The sequence below is a fragment of the Mycobacterium sp. E787 genome (genome assembly GCF_001668725.1).
Taxonomy (GTDB): Bacteria; Actinomycetota; Actinomycetes; order Mycobacteriales; family Mycobacteriaceae; genus Mycobacterium.
In genome coordinates this window covers 24939-44272 of record NZ_LZKL01000106.1, presented here as the reverse complement: position 1 = coordinate 44272, position 19334 = coordinate 24939, and the positions used below count along the sequence as shown (strand labels likewise).

20 protein-coding genes and 1 tRNA gene are annotated in these 19334 nt (G+C 69.1%); 15 read left to right on the top strand and 6 right to left on the bottom strand.

The window, feature by feature from the left end:
- Positions 1-10 precede the first annotated feature (10 nt).
- Positions 11-550 carry a TetR/AcrR family transcriptional regulator gene (locus A5705_RS21060; RefSeq protein WP_231982532.1) on the bottom strand — a complete coding sequence of 180 codons (540 nt, stop codon included), beginning with the start codon at positions 548-550 and terminating at the stop codon, positions 11-13.
- A gap of 12 nt (positions 551-562) precedes the next feature.
- The gene (locus A5705_RS21055; protein ID WP_068279745.1) at positions 563-1552 is read right to left on the bottom strand and encodes an NAD-dependent epimerase/dehydratase family protein; all 990 of its coding nucleotides are present in this window, start codon (positions 1550-1552) and stop codon (positions 563-565) included.
- Between the two features lie 83 nt (positions 1553-1635).
- On the opposite strand from A5705_RS21055, the gene A5705_RS21050 reads away from it, so the two are divergent.
- Entirely contained in the window at positions 1636-2448 is an 813-nt protein-coding gene (locus tag A5705_RS21050; protein WP_067882974.1) for an SDR family NAD(P)-dependent oxidoreductase, read from the top strand.
- Here the strand turns inward: A5705_RS21050 and A5705_RS21045 are convergent.
- Positions 2445-3233, bottom strand: a complete 789-nt coding sequence (locus tag A5705_RS21045; protein WP_067883016.1) for an SDR family NAD(P)-dependent oxidoreductase — start codon at positions 3231-3233, stop codon at positions 2445-2447. The genes A5705_RS21050 and A5705_RS21045 overlap by 4 nt on opposite strands.
- 45 nt (positions 3234-3278) lie before the next feature.
- Between A5705_RS21045 and A5705_RS21040 the strand changes: the two genes are divergently transcribed.
- A complete protein-coding gene (locus A5705_RS21040; protein ID WP_067882975.1) occupies positions 3279-3845 on the top strand; it encodes a carboxymuconolactone decarboxylase family protein in 567 nt (188 codons plus the stop codon).
- 4 nt (positions 3846-3849) lie between these two features.
- Complete coding sequence (locus A5705_RS21035) at positions 3850-4350, top strand: nitroreductase family deazaflavin-dependent oxidoreductase (RefSeq protein ID WP_067882976.1); 501 nt, start codon at positions 3850-3852, stop codon at positions 4348-4350.
- A gap of 254 nt (positions 4351-4604) precedes the next feature.
- On the opposite strand, the gene A5705_RS21030 is transcribed toward A5705_RS21035, so the two are convergent.
- Together A5705_RS21030 and A5705_RS21025 are read right to left on the bottom strand one after the other, a co-directional pair.
- The gene (locus tag A5705_RS21030) at positions 4605-4796 is read right to left on the bottom strand and encodes a hypothetical protein (protein ID WP_067882977.1); all 192 of its coding nucleotides are present in this window, start codon (positions 4794-4796) and stop codon (positions 4605-4607) included.
- A 291-nt stretch (positions 4797-5087) separates the two neighbouring features.
- The gene (locus A5705_RS21025) at positions 5088-5315 is read right to left on the bottom strand and encodes a hypothetical protein (protein WP_067882978.1); all 228 of its coding nucleotides are present in this window, start codon (positions 5313-5315) and stop codon (positions 5088-5090) included.
- Between the two features lie 221 nt (positions 5316-5536).
- Here A5705_RS21025 and A5705_RS21020 point away from each other — a divergent pair, with 221 nt between their 5' ends.
- Entirely contained in the window at positions 5537-5842 is a 306-nt protein-coding gene (locus tag A5705_RS21020; protein ID WP_068279739.1) for a DUF732 domain-containing protein, read from the top strand.
- Positions 5843-5895: 53 nt separating this feature from the next.
- Here A5705_RS21020 and A5705_RS21015 read toward each other — a convergent pair.
- Positions 5896-5971 (bottom strand) — tRNA-Arg (locus tag A5705_RS21015).
- Between the two features lie 104 nt (positions 5972-6075).
- Between A5705_RS21015 and argS the strand changes: the two genes are divergently transcribed.
- The 11 genes from argS to A5705_RS20960 all read left to right on the top strand — a co-directional run bounded on the left by argS (position 6076) and on the right by A5705_RS20960 (position 19307).
- Positions 6076-7728, top strand: coding sequence for an arginine--tRNA ligase (gene argS, locus A5705_RS21010; RefSeq protein WP_067882987.1), 1653 nt, complete (start codon positions 6076-6078; stop codon positions 7726-7728).
- Positions 7725-9143: a diaminopimelate decarboxylase gene (gene lysA, locus A5705_RS21005; RefSeq protein WP_068279735.1), complete on the top strand. Its 1419-nt coding sequence runs from the start codon at positions 7725-7727 to the stop codon at positions 9141-9143. The genes argS and lysA overlap by 4 nt, the downstream gene beginning before the upstream one ends.
- Positions 9144-9146: 3 nt before the next feature.
- The gene (locus A5705_RS21000; protein WP_067882989.1) at positions 9147-10472 is read left to right on the top strand and encodes a homoserine dehydrogenase; all 1326 of its coding nucleotides are present in this window, start codon (positions 9147-9149) and stop codon (positions 10470-10472) included.
- On the top strand, positions 10469-11551 hold the full coding sequence (gene thrC, locus A5705_RS20995; RefSeq protein WP_068279731.1) for a threonine synthase: 1083 nt from the start codon (positions 10469-10471) through the stop codon (positions 11549-11551). The genes A5705_RS21000 and thrC overlap by 4 nt, the downstream gene beginning before the upstream one ends.
- 8 nt (positions 11552-11559) lie before the next feature.
- Positions 11560-12495, top strand: a complete 936-nt coding sequence (gene thrB, locus A5705_RS20990) for a homoserine kinase (protein ID WP_068279785.1) — start codon at positions 11560-11562, stop codon at positions 12493-12495.
- A 267-nt stretch (positions 12496-12762) separates the two neighbouring features.
- On the top strand, positions 12763-14595 hold the full coding sequence (gene rho, locus A5705_RS20985; protein WP_067882991.1) for a transcription termination factor Rho: 1833 nt from the start codon (positions 12763-12765) through the stop codon (positions 14593-14595).
- Between the two features lie 22 nt (positions 14596-14617).
- On the top strand, positions 14618-16192 hold the full coding sequence (gene fadD1 / locus A5705_RS20980) for a fatty-acid--CoA ligase FadD1 (protein WP_068279722.1): 1575 nt from the start codon (positions 14618-14620) through the stop codon (positions 16190-16192).
- A 214-nt stretch (positions 16193-16406) separates the two neighbouring features.
- A complete protein-coding gene (rpmE, locus tag A5705_RS20975; protein ID WP_066914959.1) occupies positions 16407-16649 on the top strand; it encodes a 50S ribosomal protein L31 in 243 nt (80 codons plus the stop codon).
- A 92-nt stretch (positions 16650-16741) separates the two neighbouring features.
- Complete coding sequence (gene prfA, locus A5705_RS20970; RefSeq protein ID WP_067882993.1) at positions 16742-17815, top strand: peptide chain release factor 1; 1074 nt, start codon at positions 16742-16744, stop codon at positions 17813-17815.
- A complete protein-coding gene (gene prmC / locus A5705_RS20965; RefSeq protein WP_068279717.1) occupies positions 17812-18657 on the top strand; it encodes a peptide chain release factor N(5)-glutamine methyltransferase in 846 nt (281 codons plus the stop codon). Before prfA ends, prmC begins: the two co-directional genes overlap by 4 nt.
- The gene (locus tag A5705_RS20960) at positions 18654-19307 is read left to right on the top strand and encodes an L-threonylcarbamoyladenylate synthase (RefSeq protein WP_068279716.1); all 654 of its coding nucleotides are present in this window, start codon (positions 18654-18656) and stop codon (positions 19305-19307) included. The genes prmC and A5705_RS20960 overlap by 4 nt, the downstream gene beginning before the upstream one ends.
- Positions 19308-19334: the final 27 nt, after the last annotated feature.

Sequence of the window (19334 nt, the reverse complement as noted above, 5' to 3'; positions counted from 1 at the left end):
TGACGAAGCTTCAGCCCGACTGAGCCGCAAGGCCGGCCGCGGCCCGGATCTGCCGGCGCGCCGCGGCGGGATCGGCTTCGGGAAAGATGTAGTGGCTCAACGCCGTTCGCGCGATGGCGCCGGCCAGATCGCGAGGTTCCACCGGCGTGGCGAAGGCGCCCTCGCGGGCACAGCGCTGCAAGACCGTCACCAACCCCTCGGTGAGCATGGGCAGCGCCTGCGCCATCTGTTGGTGCGCGAACGTCGGCTCCAGGTCCAGCAGCCGCCCGGGCGGTTGGGCCTCGACGAAGGTCGCGACGACGTCGACGGCGGCCTGCAGCCGCGCGATCCCGGCGACGCCGGCCATCGCGTCGTCCATCGCGGCGGTGAAGCGCCGGCGCTCCCGTTTCCCCAGCGCGTCGATGAGCTCTTCCTTGGAGGCGAAGTAGCGGTAGATCGTGGGCCGCGACACCCCGGCCCGGGCCGCCACGTCCGACAGTGACAACCTCCGCGCCCCAGCCCGGAAGACCTGCCGCTGGGCCGCGTCGAGGATCCGATCGGCCAGATCCACCACCGTGCCCCCTTACAGTTTGCCGAGCTCGCGCAGCCACGAGATCAGCAGTCGCAGGCCGTCATCGAACGACATGGGCGCATAGCCCAGGCGCCGGGTGGTCAGGTTGTCGGACGCCCGGGGTCTGCGCTCGCTCTTCGCCGCTGCTTCTGCGATGGCCATCAGGGTGGGACCGAATTCGGCGGTCAACGCCTCGGGATCGGTGCGGTAGTCGAGATCCTCGACGCGATGGTCGATTCCGGCGATCTCACACGCGCGGTTGATGCCGCCGGCGGTGCTGAAGGTCTCCTCGGGCCGGCCGACCAACAGGTAGCGCTCACCGGCCACCCCGTTGTCCAGCGCGGCGATCGAGCCCTTCGCGACGTCGGCCCCGGCCACCCACGTCACCGGAAAAGCCAAATAACGCTTGATCTTTCCGCGCATCCCGGCCAGCAGCACCCGGTTGAAGCTGGTGCGGTGCAAGGCGCGCTCGACGACCACCCCGGGCCCGAAGATCGCGCCCGGGTGGCACGTCAGCACGTCGTCGCCCGCCGCGGCGCGCTCGTGCGCGTCGAGGAAGGCGGCGAGCTTGGTGACGGTGTAGGGGTCGCCCGGTGGGTGCCGAAGCACGGGCGCCTCCTCGAAGTCGACGCCGGTGCTCAGGTCGAGGAACGTGGCGGTGCTCAGGGCGACCACCCGACGCATGCCGTGGGCCTTGGCCGCATCCAGGACGTTCGCGGTGCCGACCGTGTTGACGGCCTTGAAGTCGTTCAGGTCCTGGCTCGCGCCGCCCAGCAGCGCCGCGCAGTGGATGGCCGCCTCGGCGCCCCTGGCCGCGCGACGCACGTCGTCGGCGTCCGTGATGTCGCCCCCGACCAGCTCCACGCCGATCCCGGCCAGCGCCGCGGCCCCGTCGGGATCGCGCACCAGCGCCCGCACGCGATCGCCCCGCTCGATCAGCTGTAGGCACACGTTGCCGCCGGTCTGCCCGGTCGCGCCGGTGACGAAGATGGTGCTGGCCATGCCGGCCTCCCAGCTGATTACATATCGAACATGTTCAGTAAAGACTGTAAACCGCGACGTGCCATTGTTCTATATTCGGCTGCATGACACTCGATCCCTCCAGCGTTCTTCTGACCGACCGTGTCGCGGTTGTCACCGGCGGGGGCGCGGGCATCGGCCGCGGCATCGCGGCGGCGTTGAAGGCCTTCGGCGCGCGCGTGGCGATCTGGGAACGCAACGCCGACTCGTGCGCTTCCGCCGCCGCGGAGATCGGCGCGCTGGGCCTGGTGGTCGACGTCCGCGACAGCGCGGCGGTGGACGCCGCGCTGCAGCAGACGACCGCCGAACTCGGCACGGTGACGATCCTGGTCAACAACGCCGGCGGAGTGTTCTGGTCGAGCATCCTCGAGACCAGTGAAAACGGTTGGGACGCACTGTACAAGTCGAATCTGCGCCACGTCTACCTGTGCACGCAGCGGGTGGCGCGGATTCTCGTCGAGCAGAAACTGCCGGGCAGCATCATCAGCGTCACCTCGATCGAGGGCGTGCGTGCCGCGCCCGGTTACGCGACCTATGCGGCGGCCAAGGCCGGTGTCATCAACTACACGAAGACCGCGGCGCTCGAGCTCGCGCCGCACGGCATCCGGGTCAACGCGCTGGCGCCCGACATCACCCTGACCGAGGGCATCAGGCAGATCGCGCCGCCCGGCTCCGAGCGGCGGTTCGGCCTCACGGTGCCGATGGGCCGCGCCGGCCATGTCGACGAAATGGCAGGAGCAGCAGTGTTTCTCGCCTCCGACATGTCCAGCTACATCACCGGCCAGACGATCCACGTCGACGGCGGCACCCATGCCGCCGGCGGCTGGTATCACCACCCGGACACCGGCGCATACGTGCTGGGTCCCGCGAGCGGCTAGTCGCCGGTATCGAGGCCGACGTGCGCCGACATCCCTCCGTCGATCGCAATCATTTGCCCGGTGATGTAGCGCGACTGCTCCGATGCCAGGAACACCACCAGGTCGGCGACGTCTTTCGGGTGCCCGACATAAGGCGTCAACGTCGCGCGACCGAGGTTGGCGATGACGTCCTCGGAGAGGTGCGCGCGCACCGCGTCGGTCAGGATCAGTCCCGGCACGATTGTGTTGGCCCGCACGCCGCCCTTTCCCTCGCTGGTCGCGACGTACATCGTCAGCGCGTGCACCCCGGACTTCGACACGCCGTAGGCCAGCCGGGTCGTATCACCCGACAGTGCCGCCCCCGAGGACATGTTGACGATGGAACCGCCTCCGCCCCTTCGCATTTCGGGAACCGCGTACTTGCACATCAGCAGCTGACTCCCGAGGTTGACGTCCAAGGACCGTCGCCACACATCCAGTGGCATCTCGGCCACCGTGGTGTCGCGCGACAAGAAATCGCTCGCGGTCAGCGCCGCGTTGTTGTGCAGAACGTCGACCCGGCCAAACTCGGCGACGGTGGACCGCACCACGTGGCGCGCCGTGTCCTCCTCGGCGAGGTCGCCGCCGAGTGCGAGTGCCAGCGCCCCGGTTCGCCGGATCTCGTCGGCGACCCCGGCGGCCTTGGTCTCGTCGATGTCGACGACCGCGACGGCGGCGCCTTGACGGGCCAATTCGTGCGCCGTCGCCGCGCCGATTCCGCCCGCGCCCCCGGTGACGATCGCGACCTTTCCGGCAAGTCTGGACATCGAGTTCTCCTTTTGGGCGACGCACAAAAAAGTTAGCCTGATTCGATGCCGCGTATCGCGCCAATCCCGATGGAAGAGCTCAGCGCCCACTCCCGCGAAATCGTCGAGGCCGGTGTCGCCGCCGGTCTGTACGCGACGCCGGTGCCCCTGCAGATCTTCGCGTATCGCAGCGCGCAGCTGGATCAGGTCAACGCGGCCAGGACCACGCTGGGGGCCGGCACCCTGCTGGGTGGCCGGATCCTGGAGTTACTGCGCATCCGCAGCGCCCAGCTCGGCGAATGCGAACCGTGCAGCCAGTCGCGCAAGCACGACTCGATCACCGACGAGGACGTCGCCTGCCTGCTGGCGCCGGGCCACGGCGCGCTCACCCCCCAGGAGCAGATGGCCGTCGAGTTCCTCGACCTGCTCTCCTCTGACCACCACGCCATGGACGACAAGTTCTACAAGCGCCTGGGGGAGCACTTCACCGCCGCGCAGATCATCGAGCTGGGGTTCACCTGCGCCGGGGTGATGGGGCTGCACCGCTTCATCCACACTCTCGACGTCTACGGCGACTCGGCGCCCGTCATCGGGTACGACCAGGACCAGGTCGACAGCACCAAGAAGGCGTGACGCCATGTCCGACCTGTCGTTCGACCACGCCAACGCGTTCCATCGGTTGATGCGCAGCTTCGGGTCCACGACGCTGGGCGCGGCGTTCCTGCGCCCGACCGCGCACCACCTCGACCGGCTGATCACGAAGGTCACCGGGGGCAGGAGCAGCTTCGCCGGACTCGTGACCGGGGTTCCCGCGGTGATACTGACCACCATCGGCGCCAAATCGGGGGAGCCGCGCACCGTCGCGCTGTACGGGATCCCGCACCCCGACGGGGTGGCCCTCATCGCGTCCAACTTCGGCGGTGCGAAGCATCCGGCCTGGTACCACAACCTCAGGGCCCATCCGGAGGCCACGGTGTCGATCGGCCGCGACACGTGGCAGGCGACTGCCCGCCTCGCCAGTCCCGGCGAACGCGGTGAGATCTGGGCCAAGGGCATCACGATGTACCCCGGCTGGCGCAAGTACGAAGTGCGCGCCGGCGACCGACACATCGAGGCGTTCATCCTCAGCCGGAACTGAACTGCGTTGTGGCTAGCCCGGTTTAGGCTTCTTCGCCGACGGATGGCCGCTGAATGCCTCGAGGCCGTCTCGATCGGTGGCGGTGCGGAACCCGATATCGGCCACCCAGCGGGCGCGCAGTGCGCTCACTCGTCGGACGCGCAATTAGGAATCGAGATTGTCATCGCCTTGTGACAAAACTTGTCGTGCGAGCAAATTGGACAATGCCAGTTCTTACAAACTCATGCACGGCGACCCCTTCGCCGGTATTCATATCAGGTCGAGGAGATCAGCCGCTGTATGTAGGGGAGAATCACGCGGCATTCCTCGGCGCTGAGCCGCAGCGTGCCGCGCTCGCCATCGCGGGAGTCGAACGACACCGTTAACGCGCCGTGTTCGACCAGCGGTGCGTCGCCGATGTGGCCTTGGTAGGCCATGAATTTCGGTTCCTCGATCACGACGAGCATGCCTGTGGGATCCCTCTCTTTGTTCGCCCGGCTCTCGCCGATGATGTGCAGTTGTGTCGAGTCCTCAATCGAACCGCTGTGCGTTATGGCTCCATATCGTCGTTGTGCGACGGTCGAGATTTTTTCGGGGCGTCCCGAACAGCTCGCTTCAATGAGCTCAGCAAGCTTGTTTAATAGGTACCAGCATCTCGATGTGCGGCAAAATGTGATGAGGAGTGAATTTCGCCACGCGCGGCACAGAGCCGACAAGGCCTGCAACCCGCGCGCCTACGTGGGGATCACACGTAGAAGTCAGCCCCTCATTCCTCGCTCGCTTCTGACAAGCAGGGCAGGCCCGCCGAGCATGAGCGCCAGTGCGAAGCCGGTGATGTCGGTGCTGGTGGGTTGGTGGGTACTCATGTCGAACACGGTGATCCCGAGGGTGGTGAGCAGGGTGAGCACTAAGGTCATGCCGGTGTAACGGATCGGCCCGAGGGCGAGGAAGACAAGCCCGATTACCGCGATGAACAGCGACAACATCAGGTCAGCGCCTGAGCTTCGCGTCGTACCAACCCGGCCTCCTCGCCCGAACTGCCCTGCCCGCCAGGCATACAGCGTAGCCGCGGGGTGTTCAGACGCTTGCGCAAATGATTGATCTGCTGAATCCAGCTCTTCCGCGATAGATACGAGGGGCCCGGTTCCCAGGCCCAGCCCGGCCCGGTCCGACGCCCGCTGACCGAGCCCGGCTACCATCCAGGGTCATGACGCGCACTGCCGCGCTGCTGGCAGCGGCCCTTTTCCTCATCGTCATTCCGTCCGCTCGCGCGGACGACAACGACGCCGCGTTCCTCAATGCGCTCCACACTCAGGGGATCTCGAGCGCCAAGGGCGATCAGGGCCTGATCAACATGGGGCACAAGATCTGCGCTCTGTTGGGGCAGGGCCACAGCATGGATTCGATCGTGGGTATGGTCCAGTCGCACGAGCGCAACGGTATGACGGATGACGACGTGAGGTTTCTGGTGCGAACTTCCGCCACGTCATACTGCCCCCAATTTGCGCCGTAAGCGGTTACCCGTTCGCGCAGGGGCTCGTGTGCCGCTCTGAACTGCGGAAATGCTGGTGCCCCCGGCAGGATTCGAACCTGCGGCCTTCTGCTCCGGAGGCAGACGCTCTATCCCCTGAGCTACGGGGGCGCTGGTCGCGCAATGGGCCCCGACAGCCTAACGCATCTCGGTGACCGGACGAGCACCGCAATAGATTCGGGGGGAAGGCGCCCCAGCCAATAGGATGGACGCTCGTGACCCCCGACGACCTGGCTGAGCTGCTCAAAGCCACCGCTGCCGCGGTGCTTGCCGAGCGCGGGCTGGACGCCGCCGCGTTGCCGGCGACGGTCACCGTGGAACGACCCCGTAACCCCGATCATGGCGACTACGCCAGCAACCTGGCGCTGCAGCTGGGCAAGAAGGTGGGCGCCAACCCGCGCGAGCTGGCCGGCTGGCTGGCCGAGGCGCTGGCCAACGCCGACGGCATCGCCTCGGCGGAGGTGGCCGGACCGGGCTTCATCAACATGCGCCTCGAGGCGTCGGCGCAGGCCAAGATCGTCGACGACGTCCTGGGCGCCGGCGACGGATTCGGGCACTCCGATGCGCTGGCCGGCCTCAAGATCAACCTCGAGTTCGTCTCGGCCAATCCGACGGGACCCATCCACATCGGCGGTACCCGCTGGGCCGCCGTCGGCGACGCGCTGGGCCGGTTGCTGTCCACCCAGGGCGCCGACGTCGAGCGCGAATACTATTTCAACGACCACGGCGCCCAGATCGACCGGTTTGCCAACTCGTTGATCGCCGCGGCCCGAGGCGAACCGACCCCGGCCGACGGGTACGCGGGGACCTACATCAACGACATCGCCGCGCAGGTGCTGCAGAAGGCGCCCGACGCGCTCAGCCTGCCCGACGCCGACATGCACGAGACGTTTCGCGAAATCGGCGTCGACCTGATGTTCACCCACATCAAGGAGTCGCTGCACGAGTTCGGCACCGACTTCGACGTCTACACCCACGAAGACTCGATGCACACCAGCGGCCGCGTCGACCAGGCCATCGCCAGGCTGCGCGAGACCGGCAACGTCTACGAGAAGGACGGCGCAACGTGGTTGCGCACCAGCGCTTTCGGCGACGACAAGGACCGCGTCGTGATCAAGAGCGACGGCAAGCCGGCCTACATCGCCGCCGACATCGCCTACTACCTGGACAAGCGGCAGCGCGGCTTCGACCTGTGCATCTACATGCTCGGCGCCGACCACCACGGCTACATCGCCCGGCTCAAGGCCGTGGCCGCCGCCTTCGGTGAAGACCCGGCCACGGTCGAGGTGCTCATCGGGCAGCTGGTCAACCTGGTCCGCGACGGCCAGCCGGTCCGGATGAGCAAGCGGGCCGGCACGGTGCTCACCCTCGACGATTTGGTCGAGGCGATCGGCGTCGACGCGGCGCGCTACAGCCTGATCCGCTCGTCGGTGGACACCGCCATCGACATCGACCTGGAGCTGTGGTCGTCGGCGTCCAACGAAAACCCGGTCTATTACGTGCAATACGCGCACGCCCGGCTGTCGGCGCTGGCCCGCAACGCCGCCGAGCTCGGCCTGGTCCCCGACACCGCGCACCTCGAGTTGCTCAGCCACGACAAGGAGGGCGCGTTGTTGCGCTCGATCGGCGAGTTCCCGCGGGTTCTGAACACCGCCGCGTCGCTGCGGGAACCGCACCGGGTGTGCCGCTATTTGGAGGACCTCGCCGGCGACTACCACCGGTTCTACGACTCGTGCCGGGTGCTGCCGCAGGGCGACGAGCAGCCCACCGACCTGCACACCGCGCGCCTGGCGCTCTGCCAGGCCGCCCGCCAGGTGATCGCCAACGGTCTGACGATCCTCGGCGTCAGCGCCCCGGAGCGAATGTGAACGTCCATCCCGCCGGTCCCCGGCACGCCGACGACGCGCGCCACGCCGAGAGCCCGCCGCGCCCGCAATCCCCCGAGGAGCTGTTGCGGCTGGCCCCGAACGTGTGGCCGCGCAGCACAACTCGCGACGAGGACGGCGCGGCGGTCATCGGGGGACTACCGGTGACCCAGCTCGCCCACGAGTACGGGACCCCGCTGTTCGTCATCGACGAGGACGACTTCCGCTCCCGCTGCCGGGACCTGGCGGCGGCCTTCGGCGGCGGGAACAACGTGCACTACGCCGCGAAGGCGTTCCTGTGCACCGAAATCGCCCGCTGGATCAACGAGGAGGGCCTGTCGCTGGACGTGTGCACCGGCGGGGAACTGGCCGTCGCGCTGCACGCCGAGTTCCCGCCGGAGCGGATCACCTTCCACGGCAACAACAAATCGGTCGCCGAACTGACCGCGGCCGTCAAGGCCGGCGTGGGTCACGTCGTGCTGGACTCGATGACCGAGATCGAACGCCTCGACACCATCGCGGGGGAGGCGGGCATCGTCCAGAACGTGCTCGTGCGCCTCACCGTCGGGGTCGAGGCGCACACCCACGAGTTCATCTCCACCGCGCACGAGGACCAGAAGTTCGGGTTGTCGGTCGCCAGCGGCGCGGCGATGGCCGCGGTGCGCCGGGTCTTCGACACGGATCACCTGCGACTGGTCGGGCTGCACAGCCACATCGGGTCGCAGATCTTCGACGTCGCCGGCTTCGAACTCGCAGCGCACCGCGTCATCGGCCTGCTGCACGACATCGTCGCCGAGTTCGGCGTCGACAAGACCGCCCAGCTGTCGACCGTCGATCTCGGTGGTGGCTTCGGCATCTCGTACCTGGCACCCGACGACCCGCCGCCGATGGCCGAACTGGCGAACAAGCTCAGCGCCATCGTGCGCAACGAGTCGGCGGCCGTCGGGCTGCCCACCCCCCGGCTGGTGGTCGAGCCGGGGCGTGCCATCGCCGGGCCGGGCACCATCACGCTCTACGAGGTCGGCACCGTCAAGGACGTCGACGTGAGCACCACCGCGCACCGGCGTTACGTCAGCGTCGACGGCGGCATGAGCGACAACATCCGCACCGCGCTCTACGACGCGCAGTACGACGCCCGGTTGGTCTCGCGCACCAGCGACGCCCCGGCGGAGCTGGCCCGCATCGTCGGAAAGCACTGCGAGACGGGCGATATCGTCGTTCGCGACACCTGGGTTCCCGGTGACCTGCAGCCGGGTGACCTGCTCGGCGTCGCCGCCACCGGCGCGTACTGCTATTCCCTGTCCAGCCGTTACAACATGATCGGCCGGCCCGCCGTGGTGGCCGTGCGCGGGGGGCGCGCACGGCTGATCCTGCGCCGGGAGACGGTCGACGATCTGCTGAGTCTGGAAGTGAGGTGACCCGTGCCCGGTGACGAAAAGGCCGTCGGCGTAGCGGTACTCGGGTTGGGCAACGTCGGCAGCGAGGTCGTCAGGATCATCGAGGACAGCGCCGAGGACCTGGCGGCCCGCATCGGTGCCCCCTTGGTGCTCCGCGGGATCGGGGTGCGCCGCGTCGCGCCCGACCGCGGCGTTCCCGTCGGCCTGCTGACCGACAACATCGAAGAGCTGGTCTGCCGCGAGGACGTCGACATCGTCGTCGAGGTGATGGGACCGGTGGAGCCGGCCCGCAAGGCGATCCTGTCCGCGCTGGAGCACGGCAAGTCCGTCGTCACCGCGAACAAGGCGCTGCTGTCCATCTCCACCGGGGAGCTGGCGCAGGCCGCTGAAAACGCCCACGTCGACCTGTATTTCGAGGCGGCCGTTGCGGGTGCGATCCCAGTCATCCGCCCGCTCACCCAATCCCTGGCCGGCGACACCGTGCTGCGGGTGGCCGGCATCGTCAACGGCACCACCAACTACATCCTGTCCGCGATGGACAGCACCGGCGCCGACTACCAGACCGCCCTGGCCGAGGCGAGCGCGCTGGGCTACGCCGAGGCCGATCCCACCGCCGACGTCGAGGGCTACGACGCCGCGGCCAAGGCGGCGATCCTGGCGTCCATCGCCTTTCACACCCGGGTGCACGCCGACGACGTGTACCGCGAGGGCATCACCAAGATCACCCCGGCCGATTTCGCGTCCGCGCGGGCGCTGGGCTGCACCATCAAGCTGCTGTCCATCTGCGAACGGATCACCGGAGACGATGGCCAGCAACGCGTTTCGGCCCGGGTCTACCCGGCGCTGGTGCCGCTGTCGCATCCGCTCGCCACGGTCAGCGGGGCGTTCAACGCGGTGGTGGTCGAGGCCGCGGCCTCGGGGCGGCTGATGTTCTACGGCCAGGGCGCGGGTGGCGCACCCACCGCCTCGGCGGTCACCGGCGACCTGGTGATGGCCGCCCGGAACAGGGTGCTGGGCAGCCGCGGCCCGAAGGAGTCCCGGTACGCCCAACTGCCTATCGCCCCAATGGGTCTCATCTCCACCCGTTACTACGTCAGCATGAACGTCGCCGACGAGCCGGGCGTATTGTCTTCGGTGGCAGCCGAATTCGCCAAGCGCGAGGTCAGCATCGCCGAGGTCCGCCAGGAGGGCGTGGTGGACGAGGGTGGCCGGCGGGTCGGGGCCCGCGTTGTGGTGGTCACGCACACCGCCACCGACGCCGCGCTGTCCGAAACCGTCCGTGCCCTCGCCGATTTGGATGTCGTGCAGGACGTGACCAGCGTGCTGCGACTGGAAGGAAACGGCCTGTGAGCGCTGCCCGGACGGCCACCCATCAACCCTGGCCCGGAGTGATCGCGGCGTACCGCGACCGATTACCGGTGGGCGACGACTGGACCCCGGTCACCCTGCTCGAAGGCGGCACCCCGCTGATCGCCGCGACGCGGCTCTCGGAACGAACCGGCTGCACGGTCCACCTCAAGGTCGAGGGGCTCAACCCGACCGGCTCCTTCAAGGACCGGGGCATGACGATGGCCGTCACCGACGCCCTGGCCCGCGGCCAGCAGGCCGTGCTGTGCGCATCGACCGGCAACACCTCGGCCTCGGCGGCCGCGTACGCGGCGCGCGCCGGCATCACCTGCGCGGTGCTGATCCCGCAGGGCAAGATCGCGATGGGCAAGCTGGCGCAGGCGGTGATGCACGGCGCCAAGATCATCCAGATCGACGGCAACTTCGACGACTGCCTGGAACTCGCCCGCAAGATGGCCGCCGACTTCCCGACCATCGCGCTGGTGAACTCGGTCAACCCGGTGCGCATCGAGGGCCAGAAGACGGCCGCGTTCGAGATCGTCGACGCGCTGGGCGCCGCGCCGGACGTGCACGCCCTTCCCGTCGGCAACGCCGGCAACATCACCGCGTACTGGAAGGGCTACACCGAGTACCACCACGAGGGCGTGATCGACAAGCTGCCCCGGATGCTGGGCGCCCAGGCCGCCGGCGCGGCGCCGCTGGTGCTCGGCCACCCGGTCAGCCACCCGGAGACCATCGCGACCGCCATCCGCATCGGCGCGCCGGCGTCGTGGACGGCGGCCGTCGCGGCCCAGCAGCAATCGCAGGGCCGGTTCCTGGCCGTCACCGACGAGGAGATCCTGGCGGCATACCACCTGGTGGCCGCGTCCGAAGGCGTGTTCGTCGAGCCGGCGTCCGCGGCCAGCATCGCGGGTCTGCTCAAGGCCGTCGACGACGGCTGGGTGGCGCGCGGATCGACGGTGGTGTGCACGGTGACCGGCAACGGTCTCAAGGACCCCGACACCGCGCTCAAAGACATGCCGACGGTGTCCCCGCTGCCGGTGGATCCGGTGCTCGTCGTCGAACAGCTGGGTTTGGGCTAGTGACCCGGATGCTGCCCGCCGGGCTGGTGGCCAGCGCCGTGGTGTCGGCATCCAGCGCCAATCTGGGCCCCGGCTTCGACAGCCTCGGTCTGGCGTTGAGCCTGTGCGACGAGATTATCGTGGAGACAACGGATTCCGGCCTGGTCGTGGTGGTCGAGGGCGAGGGCGCCGGCCAGGTACCGCTGGACGCCGACCACCTGGTGGTGCGCGCCGTGCGGCGCGGACTGCACGCCGCGGGGGTCAACGCCGCCGGCCTGGAGGTGCGCTGCCGCAACGCCATCCCGCACTCGCGTGGCCTCGGTTCCTCGGCGGCGGCGGTCGCCGGCGGCCTGGCGGCGGTGAATGGGCTTGTCGCGCAAACGGGTTCGACTCCGCTGGGCGTTGATCAGCTCATCCAGCTGTGCGCGGAATTCGAGGGCCATCCCGACAACGCCGCGGCCGCGGTGCTGGGCGGTGCGGTGGTGTCCTGGACGGACCGCACCGGTGCCGAGCCCCGATATTCGGCGGTGTCGCTGCGGCTGCACCCGGACATTCAGCTGTTTTGCGCGATTCCCGAGGACCGCTCGCTGACGGCGGAAACCCGCGTGCTGCTGCCCGGCCTGGTCAGCCACGAAGACGCCAGCTTCAACGTCAGCCGCGCCGCGCTGCTGGTCGTAGCCCTCACCGAACGGCCGGACCTGCTGATGCCGGCCACCGAGGACGTGCTCCACCAACCGCAACGCGGCCCGGTGATGCGCGGATCGGCGGAATATTTGCGGCTGCTGCGGCGTCACAACATCGCAGCGACGCTGTCCGGGGCCGGCCCCTCGCTGATCGCATTCAGCACCGAGCCGGACTTACCTCCGGAAGCGCTGGAGTACGGGGCCGCACACGGATTTAACGTCACGAAGATGACCGCCGGCGAAGGAGTACGCTGGAGCCCGGGCGTCACCGTCGCCGGTTGATCCGCAGCGTGGCCGGAGGGTTTGCTTGCTTCCGACAGGGATGCAGGTTATCCTCGGAGCCGTCCAGCAATCGCAGCATCTGCATCTGCAAACATACTGCCTTGCCGCTAGGACAACACCAATTCTTCTCGTAAACGAGGTTCGCCGTTTTCTCCGCTGATCCCTGGCGATCACCGTCGCAGAGTCGATGATTGGGCGCACTCGGCAATTTGGCTGACTGCAACGACCCCCCGTATGACCTGATCAGCGGGGGAAGAAAGGAAATCCGTGACTGATACGGACCTCTTCACGGCTGGCGAGAGCACCGACAGCAATCAGGTGCCGGACGCCGTGACCACAGACGCTCCCGACGTCAAAACCACCGCCTCGAGCGGCTCCCTGTCCGCCATGGTGCTGCCCGAGCTGCGTGCGCTGGCTAACCAGGTCGGCGTCAAGGGGACCTCGGGGATGCGCAAGAACGAACTGATCGCCGCCATAAAGGAAATCCGGGGACAGGCCAACGGGACGTCGGCCCCGGCCGCCCCCGAGGGCAGCGGCAAATCCGAGAAAACCGAAACCACCGCGGCCGAAGCGCCGGCCGCCGCGCCGGTCGCCGCAGGGGACCAGAACGGGTCCACCGCCGAGGCGCCGCGCCGGGAACGCCGCGGTGCCAACCGCGATGCGGGCTCGTCGGCCCGCACACCCCAGGAGCAGGACGACGCCGGCACCCGCAAGGGCGGCGCCGACGCGGACAAACGCCAAGGGGGCCAACAGGACACCAAGAACGACGAGCGGGGGCAGGACTCCGGCGGCGACCAGGGTTCGGGCGGCCAGCAGTCCCGCGGCTCGAACCAGCAGGACGACGACGGCGAGGGCCGTCAGGGCCGGCGGGGACGCCGGTTCCGCGACCGCGACCGCAGGCGGCGCGGCGAGCGCTCCGGCGATGGCGTCGACTCCGAACTGCGCGAGGACGACGTCGTCCAGCCGGTCGCCGGAATCCTCGACGTTCTGGACAATTACGCGTTCGTGCGCACCTCCGGCTACCTGGCCGGCCCGCACGACGTCTACGTCTCGATGAACATGGTGCGCAAGAACGGCCTGCGCCGCGGCGACGCGGTGACCGGCGCGGTTCGGGTGCCCCGGGACGGCGAGCAGCCCAACCAGCGGCAGAAGTTCAACCCGCTGGTGCGCCTGGACAGCGTCAACGGCGGCTCCGTCGAGGACGCCAAGAAGCGGCCCGATTTCTCCAAGCTGACGCCGTTGTACCCCAACCAGCGGCTGCGCCTGGAAACCACCCCCGACCGGCTGACCACCCGGGTCATCGACCTGATCATGCCGATCGGCAAGGGCCAGCGCGCGCTGATCGTCTCGCCGCCCAAGGCGGGTAAGACGACGATCCTGCAGGACATCGCCAACGCGATCACCAAGAACAACCCGGAGTGCCACCTCATGGTCGTCCTCGTCGACGAGCGGCCCGAGGAGGTCACCGACATGACGCGCTCGGTCAAGGGCGAGGTCATCGCCTCGACCTTCGACCGGCCGCCGTCGGACCACACGTCGGTCGCCGAGCTGGCCATCGAACGCGCCAAGCGGCTCGTCGAGCAGGGCAAGGACGTCGTGGTGTTGCTCGACTCGATCACCCGCCTGGGCCGCGCCTACAACAACGCGTCGCCGGCGTCGGGCCGGATCCTGTCCGGCGGTGTCGACTCCACCGCGCTGTACCCGCCCAAGCGCTTCCTCGGCGCCGCGCGCAACATCGAGGAGGGCGGCTCGCTGACCATCATCGCCACCGCAATGGTCGAGACCGGGTCCACCGGTGACACGGTCATCTTCGAGGAGTTCAAGGGCACCGGCAACGCCGAGCTCAAACTGGACCGCAAGATCTCCGAACGCCGCGTCTTCCCGGCGGTCGACGTGAACCCGTCCGGCACCCGCAAGGACGAGCTGCTGCTGTCGCCCGACGAATTCGGCATCGTGCACAAGCTGCGCCGCGTTCTGTCGGGCCTGGACCCCCACCAGGCCATCGACCTGCTGATGTCGCAGCTGCGCAAGACGAAGACCAACTACGAGTTCCTGGTGCAGGTGTCCAAGACGACCCCCGGGTCGATGGACAACGACTAGTCAGCGACTAGCGTCGCAAGCTGTGGCGGAGACGCTGCAGCAGCTCCTCCGCGAGCGTGCCGACCGGGACACGCCGGCGCTGAAGTACGGCGACCGGGTCTGGACGTGGCGTGAGCACCTGGCCGACGCCGCCGCCACCGCGGCCGCGGTCATCGGGGCCGCCGACCCGGACCGCCCGCTGCACGTGGGCACGCTGCTGGGCAACACCCCCGAGATGCTGACCGCCATGGCGTCCGCCGCGCTCGGCGGCTACGTGCTCTGCGGCGTCAACGACACCCGCCGCGGTGCCGCGCTGGCCCGCGACATCCTGCACGCCCACTGCCAGATCCTGCTGACCGATCCGGCGCACAGGGAGTTGCTCGACGGCCTCGAGCTGCCCGGCGTGCGGGTGTTCGACGTGTCCGGCGAGTCCTGGGCGGCGCTGCTGGAGCGCGCCGGGCCGCCGACCCCGCACCGGGAGGTGGCGGCCACCGACACCTTCATGATGATGTTCACCTCCGGCACGAGCGGCGAGCCGAAGGCCGTGCAGGTCACCCACCTGACCGTGCTCTTCGCCGGTGCCACGCTGATCGCGCGGTTCGGGCTCGACGCGACCGACGTCTGCTACCTGTCGATGCCGCTGTTTCACGCCAACTCGCTGTTCGCGGGGTGGAGCGTCGCGGTGAGCACCGGCGCGGCGATGGTGCCCGCGACGTTTTCGGCCTCCGGTCTGCTCCCGGATCTGCGCCGCTACTGCGTCACCTTCATGAACTACGTCGGCAAACCGCTGGCCTTCGTGCTGGCCACGCCCGAGCGACCCGACGACCGCGACAACCCGTTGCGGCTCGCGGTCGGCAACGAGGCGAGCGACCGCGACATCGCCGAGTTCAGCAGGCGTTTCGACTGCACGGTGTGGGACGGCTTCGGGTCCACCGAGGGCGCGATCATCATCACCCGCGAGGACGGCTGCCCGCCGGGGTCGCTGGGCCGCGGCTTCCCCGGGGTCGCCGTCTACAACCCGGGCACGCTGGCCGAATGCCCACCCGCCGCGTTCGACGGGGACGGGGCCCTGACCAACGCCGACGAGGCGATAGGTGAGCTGGTCAACACCACCGGCGCGGGCCTGTTCGCCGGGTACTACAACGACCGCGAGGCCACCGACGCGCGCCTTCGGCACGGCATGTTCTGGTCCGGCGACCTCGCCTACCGGGACGCCGACGGGTGGATCTACTTCGCCGGGCGCAGCGGCGACTGGTTGCGAGTCGACGGCGAAAACATGACCACGGCGCCCATCGAGCGCATCCTGCAACGGTTGGCCCCGGTCAGCCACGTCGCGGTGTACGCGGTGCCCGACGAGCACGTCGGCGACCAGGTGATGGCGGCGATGGTGTTGGCCGACGGCGCGGATCTGACGCCCGGGGAGTTCGGCCGGTTCCTCGCCGCCCAGCCGGACCTGTCGCCCAAGGCGTGGCCCCGCTACGTCTGGCTGACCGACCGGCTGCCGACCACGGCCACCAACAAGATCCTCAAGCGCGAGCTGACCGCGCTCGGCGCGGCCCCCGGCGCCGGCGTGGTCTGGACCCGCGACGGGAAAAGCCGCGTCTACCGCGACACCTGAACCACGCACCCGACACGCCGCCGGTGGAGGTCGCAACGGCTTATGTCTCGACGCATCATGTGCCGCCCCGCACCCCGGGAATGCGCGGGCGCAGCTCCGCGTTTGGGGGGATGTAGGTTGACCTGGCATAATCGAGGGTCGACTAGCCCAGGACCAGATCAGGTTCATGGAGTGCGCGCCCGGTCCGGGCGGCAAACGATCGGATGAGGACACGATGAAAGCTGACATTCACCCCGCCTACGGTGAAACCACCGTGCACTGCGGGTGCGGCAACACCTTCACCACCCGCAGCACCAAGCCCGGCGGCAACATCGTCGTCGAGGTCTGCTCGCAGTGCCACCCCTTCTACACCGGCAAGCAGAAGATCCTCGACAGCGGCGGCCGCGTGGCCCGGTTCGAGAAGCGCTACGGCAAGCGCAAGGCCGCAGCCGACAACGGCGAGTCGACCGACAAATAGCTGGCTTACCGACGCCCGAACTGTGCCCAACGGCGCACAGGCCGGGCGTCGGTTCGCGTTCGGGGCGATCACAAGCGGGCAGGAGGTGAGACATGACGCAGCCGGTGCAGACCATTGACGTGCTGCTGGCCGAACACGCCGACCTCGAGAAGCGGCTGGCAGACCCAGAACTGCACAGCAATCCCGACGAGGCGCGCAAGGCCGGTCGCCGGTTCGCCCGCTTGGCCCCGATCGTCGGCACCTACCGCAAGCTGGCCGCCGCGCGCGGCGACCTCGAGACCGCCCGCGAGCTGGCCGCCGACGACGAGTCGTTCGCCGACGAGGTGACCGAGCTCGAAACGCGGGTGACCGAACTGGACACCCAACTCACCGACATGCTCGCGCCGCGCGATCCCCACGACGCCGACGACATCGTCCTCGAGGTCAAATCCGGTGAGGGCGGCGAGGAATCGGCGTTGTTCGCCGCCGATCTGGCCCGGATGTACATCCGTTACGCGGAGCGGCACGGCTGGACGGTCACGGTGCTGGACGAAACCACCTCGGATCTGGGCGGTTACAAGGACGCCACGCTGGCCATCGCCAGCAAGGGGGACACCGCCGACGGGGTGTGGTCGCGGATGAAGTTCGAGGGCGGCGTCCATCGGGTGCAACGCGTTCCGGTGACGGAATCCCAAGGGCGCGTTCATACTTCGGCGGCAGGCGTGCTGGTCTACCCGGAGCCCGAGGAAGTCGGCGAGGTGCAGATCGACGAGTCGGACCTGCGCATCGACGTGTACCGGTCGTCCGGCAAGGGCGGGCAGGGCGTCAACACCACCGACTCCGCGGTGCGCATCACCCACCTGCCCACCGGGATCGTGGTCACCTGCCAGAACGAACGGTCCCAGCTGCAGAACAAGGCCCGGGCGATGCAGGTGCTGGCCGCCCGGCTGCAGGCCCTCGCGGAGGAGAAGGCGCTGGCCGACGCGTCGGCCGACCGCGCCAGCCAGGTCCGGACCGTGGACCGCAGCGAACGGATCCGCACCTACAACTTCCCGGAGAACCGGATCACCGACCACCGGATCGGTTTCAAGGCGCACAACCTCGATCAGGTGCTCGACGGCGACCTCGACGCGTTGTTCGACGCGCTCAGCTCCGCCGACAAGCAAGCGCGGCTGCAGCAGGCATGACCCTCCTGCGGCGCGCGATCGAGTCGGCCGCGGCGCGGCTCGCCCGGGCCGGGATCGACTCCGCCCGTTACGACGCCGAGGAGTTGGCCGCGCACCTGGTGGGCACCGAGCGCGGCCGCCTGACGCTGCTCGAGGCGCCCGGCGACGAATTCTTCGGGCGTTATGGCGACATGATTGCCGCGCGCTCCCAACGGGTTCCGTTGCAGCATCTCACCGGGACGGCGGCGTTCGGGCCGGTGACGCTGCGCGTCGGCCCCGGTGTGTTCATCCCGCGCCCGGAGACCGAGGCGATGCTGGAGTGGGCCACCGCGCAGCCGCTCCCCGCCCGGCCCGTGATCGTCGACTTGTGCACCGGCTCGGGCGCTTTGGCCCTGGCCCTGGCCCGGCACCGGCCCGCGGCGCGGGTCATCGGCATCGACGACTCGGACACCGCCCTGGGCTACGCGCGCCGCAACACCGAGGACACCCTCGTGGAGTTGGTGCGCGCCGACGTCACCGACCCGGCCCTTTTTCCCGAGCTGGACGGGCGGGTGGACCTCGTCGTCGCCAACCCGCCCTATGTTCCCGACGACAGCGCCGTGGAAGCCGAAGTGGCCCAACATGATCCGCCGCACGCGGTGTTCGGCGGAGTGGACGGGATGGCGGTGATCGCCGGGGTCATCCGGCTCGCCGGGCGCTGGCTGCGCCCCGGCGGCCTCTTCGCCGTCGAGCACGACGACACCACGTCGGCGCAGACCGTCGAAGCACTGAGCGGCACAGGGCTTTTCGAGGACATCGAGGGCCGTCGGGATCTGGCGGGACGGCCGAGGTTCGTGACGGCCCGGCGGAAGGGTCGCGCATGAGCTCCGTGTTCGACTGCGCCGACCCCGACCAGCGCTCACTCGGAATCACCTCGGCCGCAGGCGCCCTCAAGAGCGGCCGGCTGGTCGTGCTGCCCACCGACACCGTGTACGGCATCGGCGCCGACGCCTTCGACAGCACCGCGGTGGCCGCGCTGCTCGCGGCGAAGGGGCGGGGCCGTGACATGCCGGTGGGCGTGTTGGTCGGCTCCTGGCACACCATCGAGGGGCTGGTCTACACGATGCCCGCGGGGGCGCGCGACCTGATCCGTGCCTTCTGGCCGGGCGCGCTGAGCCTGGTGGTGACGCAGGCGCCGTCATTGCAATGGGACCTCGGGGATGCCCGGGGCACCGTCATGCTGCGGATGCCGCTGCACCCGGTCGCCATCGAGCTGCTTCGCGAGGTCGGCCCCATGGCGGTATCCAGCGCCAACGTCTCCGGCCGGCCGCCCGCGGTCGACGCCGCCGAGGCGCGCAGTCAGCTCGGTGAGCTGGTCGACGTCTACCTCGACGCGGGCCCGTCCCAGCAGCAGGCCGCCTCCACGATCGTCGACCTGACCGGAGACGCCCCGCGCATCCTGCGTGCGGGCCCGGTGAGCGCCGAGCGGATCGCCGAAGTGCTTGGCGTGGACGCCGGAAGCCTGATCGCCTAGGCGACGGCTCGCTGTCAGGTTGGTGCA

Coding starts and splice junctions, on each gene's coding strand:
- A5705_RS21055 (WP_068279745.1), bottom strand. CDS start 1,552: ATGGCCAGCACCATCTTCGTCACCGGCGCGACCGGGCAGACCGGCGGC.
- A5705_RS21050 (WP_067882974.1), top strand. CDS start 1,636: ATGACACTCGATCCCTCCAGCGTTCTTCTGACCGACCGTGTCGCGGTT.
- A5705_RS21045 (WP_067883016.1), bottom strand. CDS start 3,233: ATGTCCAGACTTGCCGGAAAGGTCGCGATCGTCACCGGGGGCGCGGGC.
- A5705_RS21040 (WP_067882975.1), top strand. CDS start 3,279: ATGCCGCGTATCGCGCCAATCCCGATGGAAGAGCTCAGCGCCCACTCC.
- A5705_RS21035 (WP_067882976.1), top strand. CDS start 3,850: ATGTCCGACCTGTCGTTCGACCACGCCAACGCGTTCCATCGGTTGATG.
- A5705_RS21030 (WP_067882977.1), bottom strand. CDS start 4,796: ATGCTCGTCGTGATCGAGGAACCGAAATTCATGGCCTACCAAGGCCAC.
- A5705_RS21025 (WP_067882978.1), bottom strand. CDS start 5,315: ATGTTGTCGCTGTTCATCGCGGTAATCGGGCTTGTCTTCCTCGCCCTC.
- A5705_RS21020 (WP_068279739.1), top strand. CDS start 5,537: ATGACGCGCACTGCCGCGCTGCTGGCAGCGGCCCTTTTCCTCATCGTC.
- thrB (WP_068279785.1), top strand. CDS start 11,560: ATGCTGCCCGCCGGGCTGGTGGCCAGCGCCGTGGTGTCGGCATCCAGC.
- rpmE (WP_066914959.1), top strand. CDS start 16,407: ATGAAAGCTGACATTCACCCCGCCTACGGTGAAACCACCGTGCACTGC.
- prfA (WP_067882993.1), top strand. CDS start 16,742: ATGACGCAGCCGGTGCAGACCATTGACGTGCTGCTGGCCGAACACGCC.
- prmC (WP_068279717.1), top strand. CDS start 17,812: ATGACCCTCCTGCGGCGCGCGATCGAGTCGGCCGCGGCGCGGCTCGCC.
- A5705_RS20960 (WP_068279716.1), top strand. CDS start 18,654: ATGAGCTCCGTGTTCGACTGCGCCGACCCCGACCAGCGCTCACTCGGA.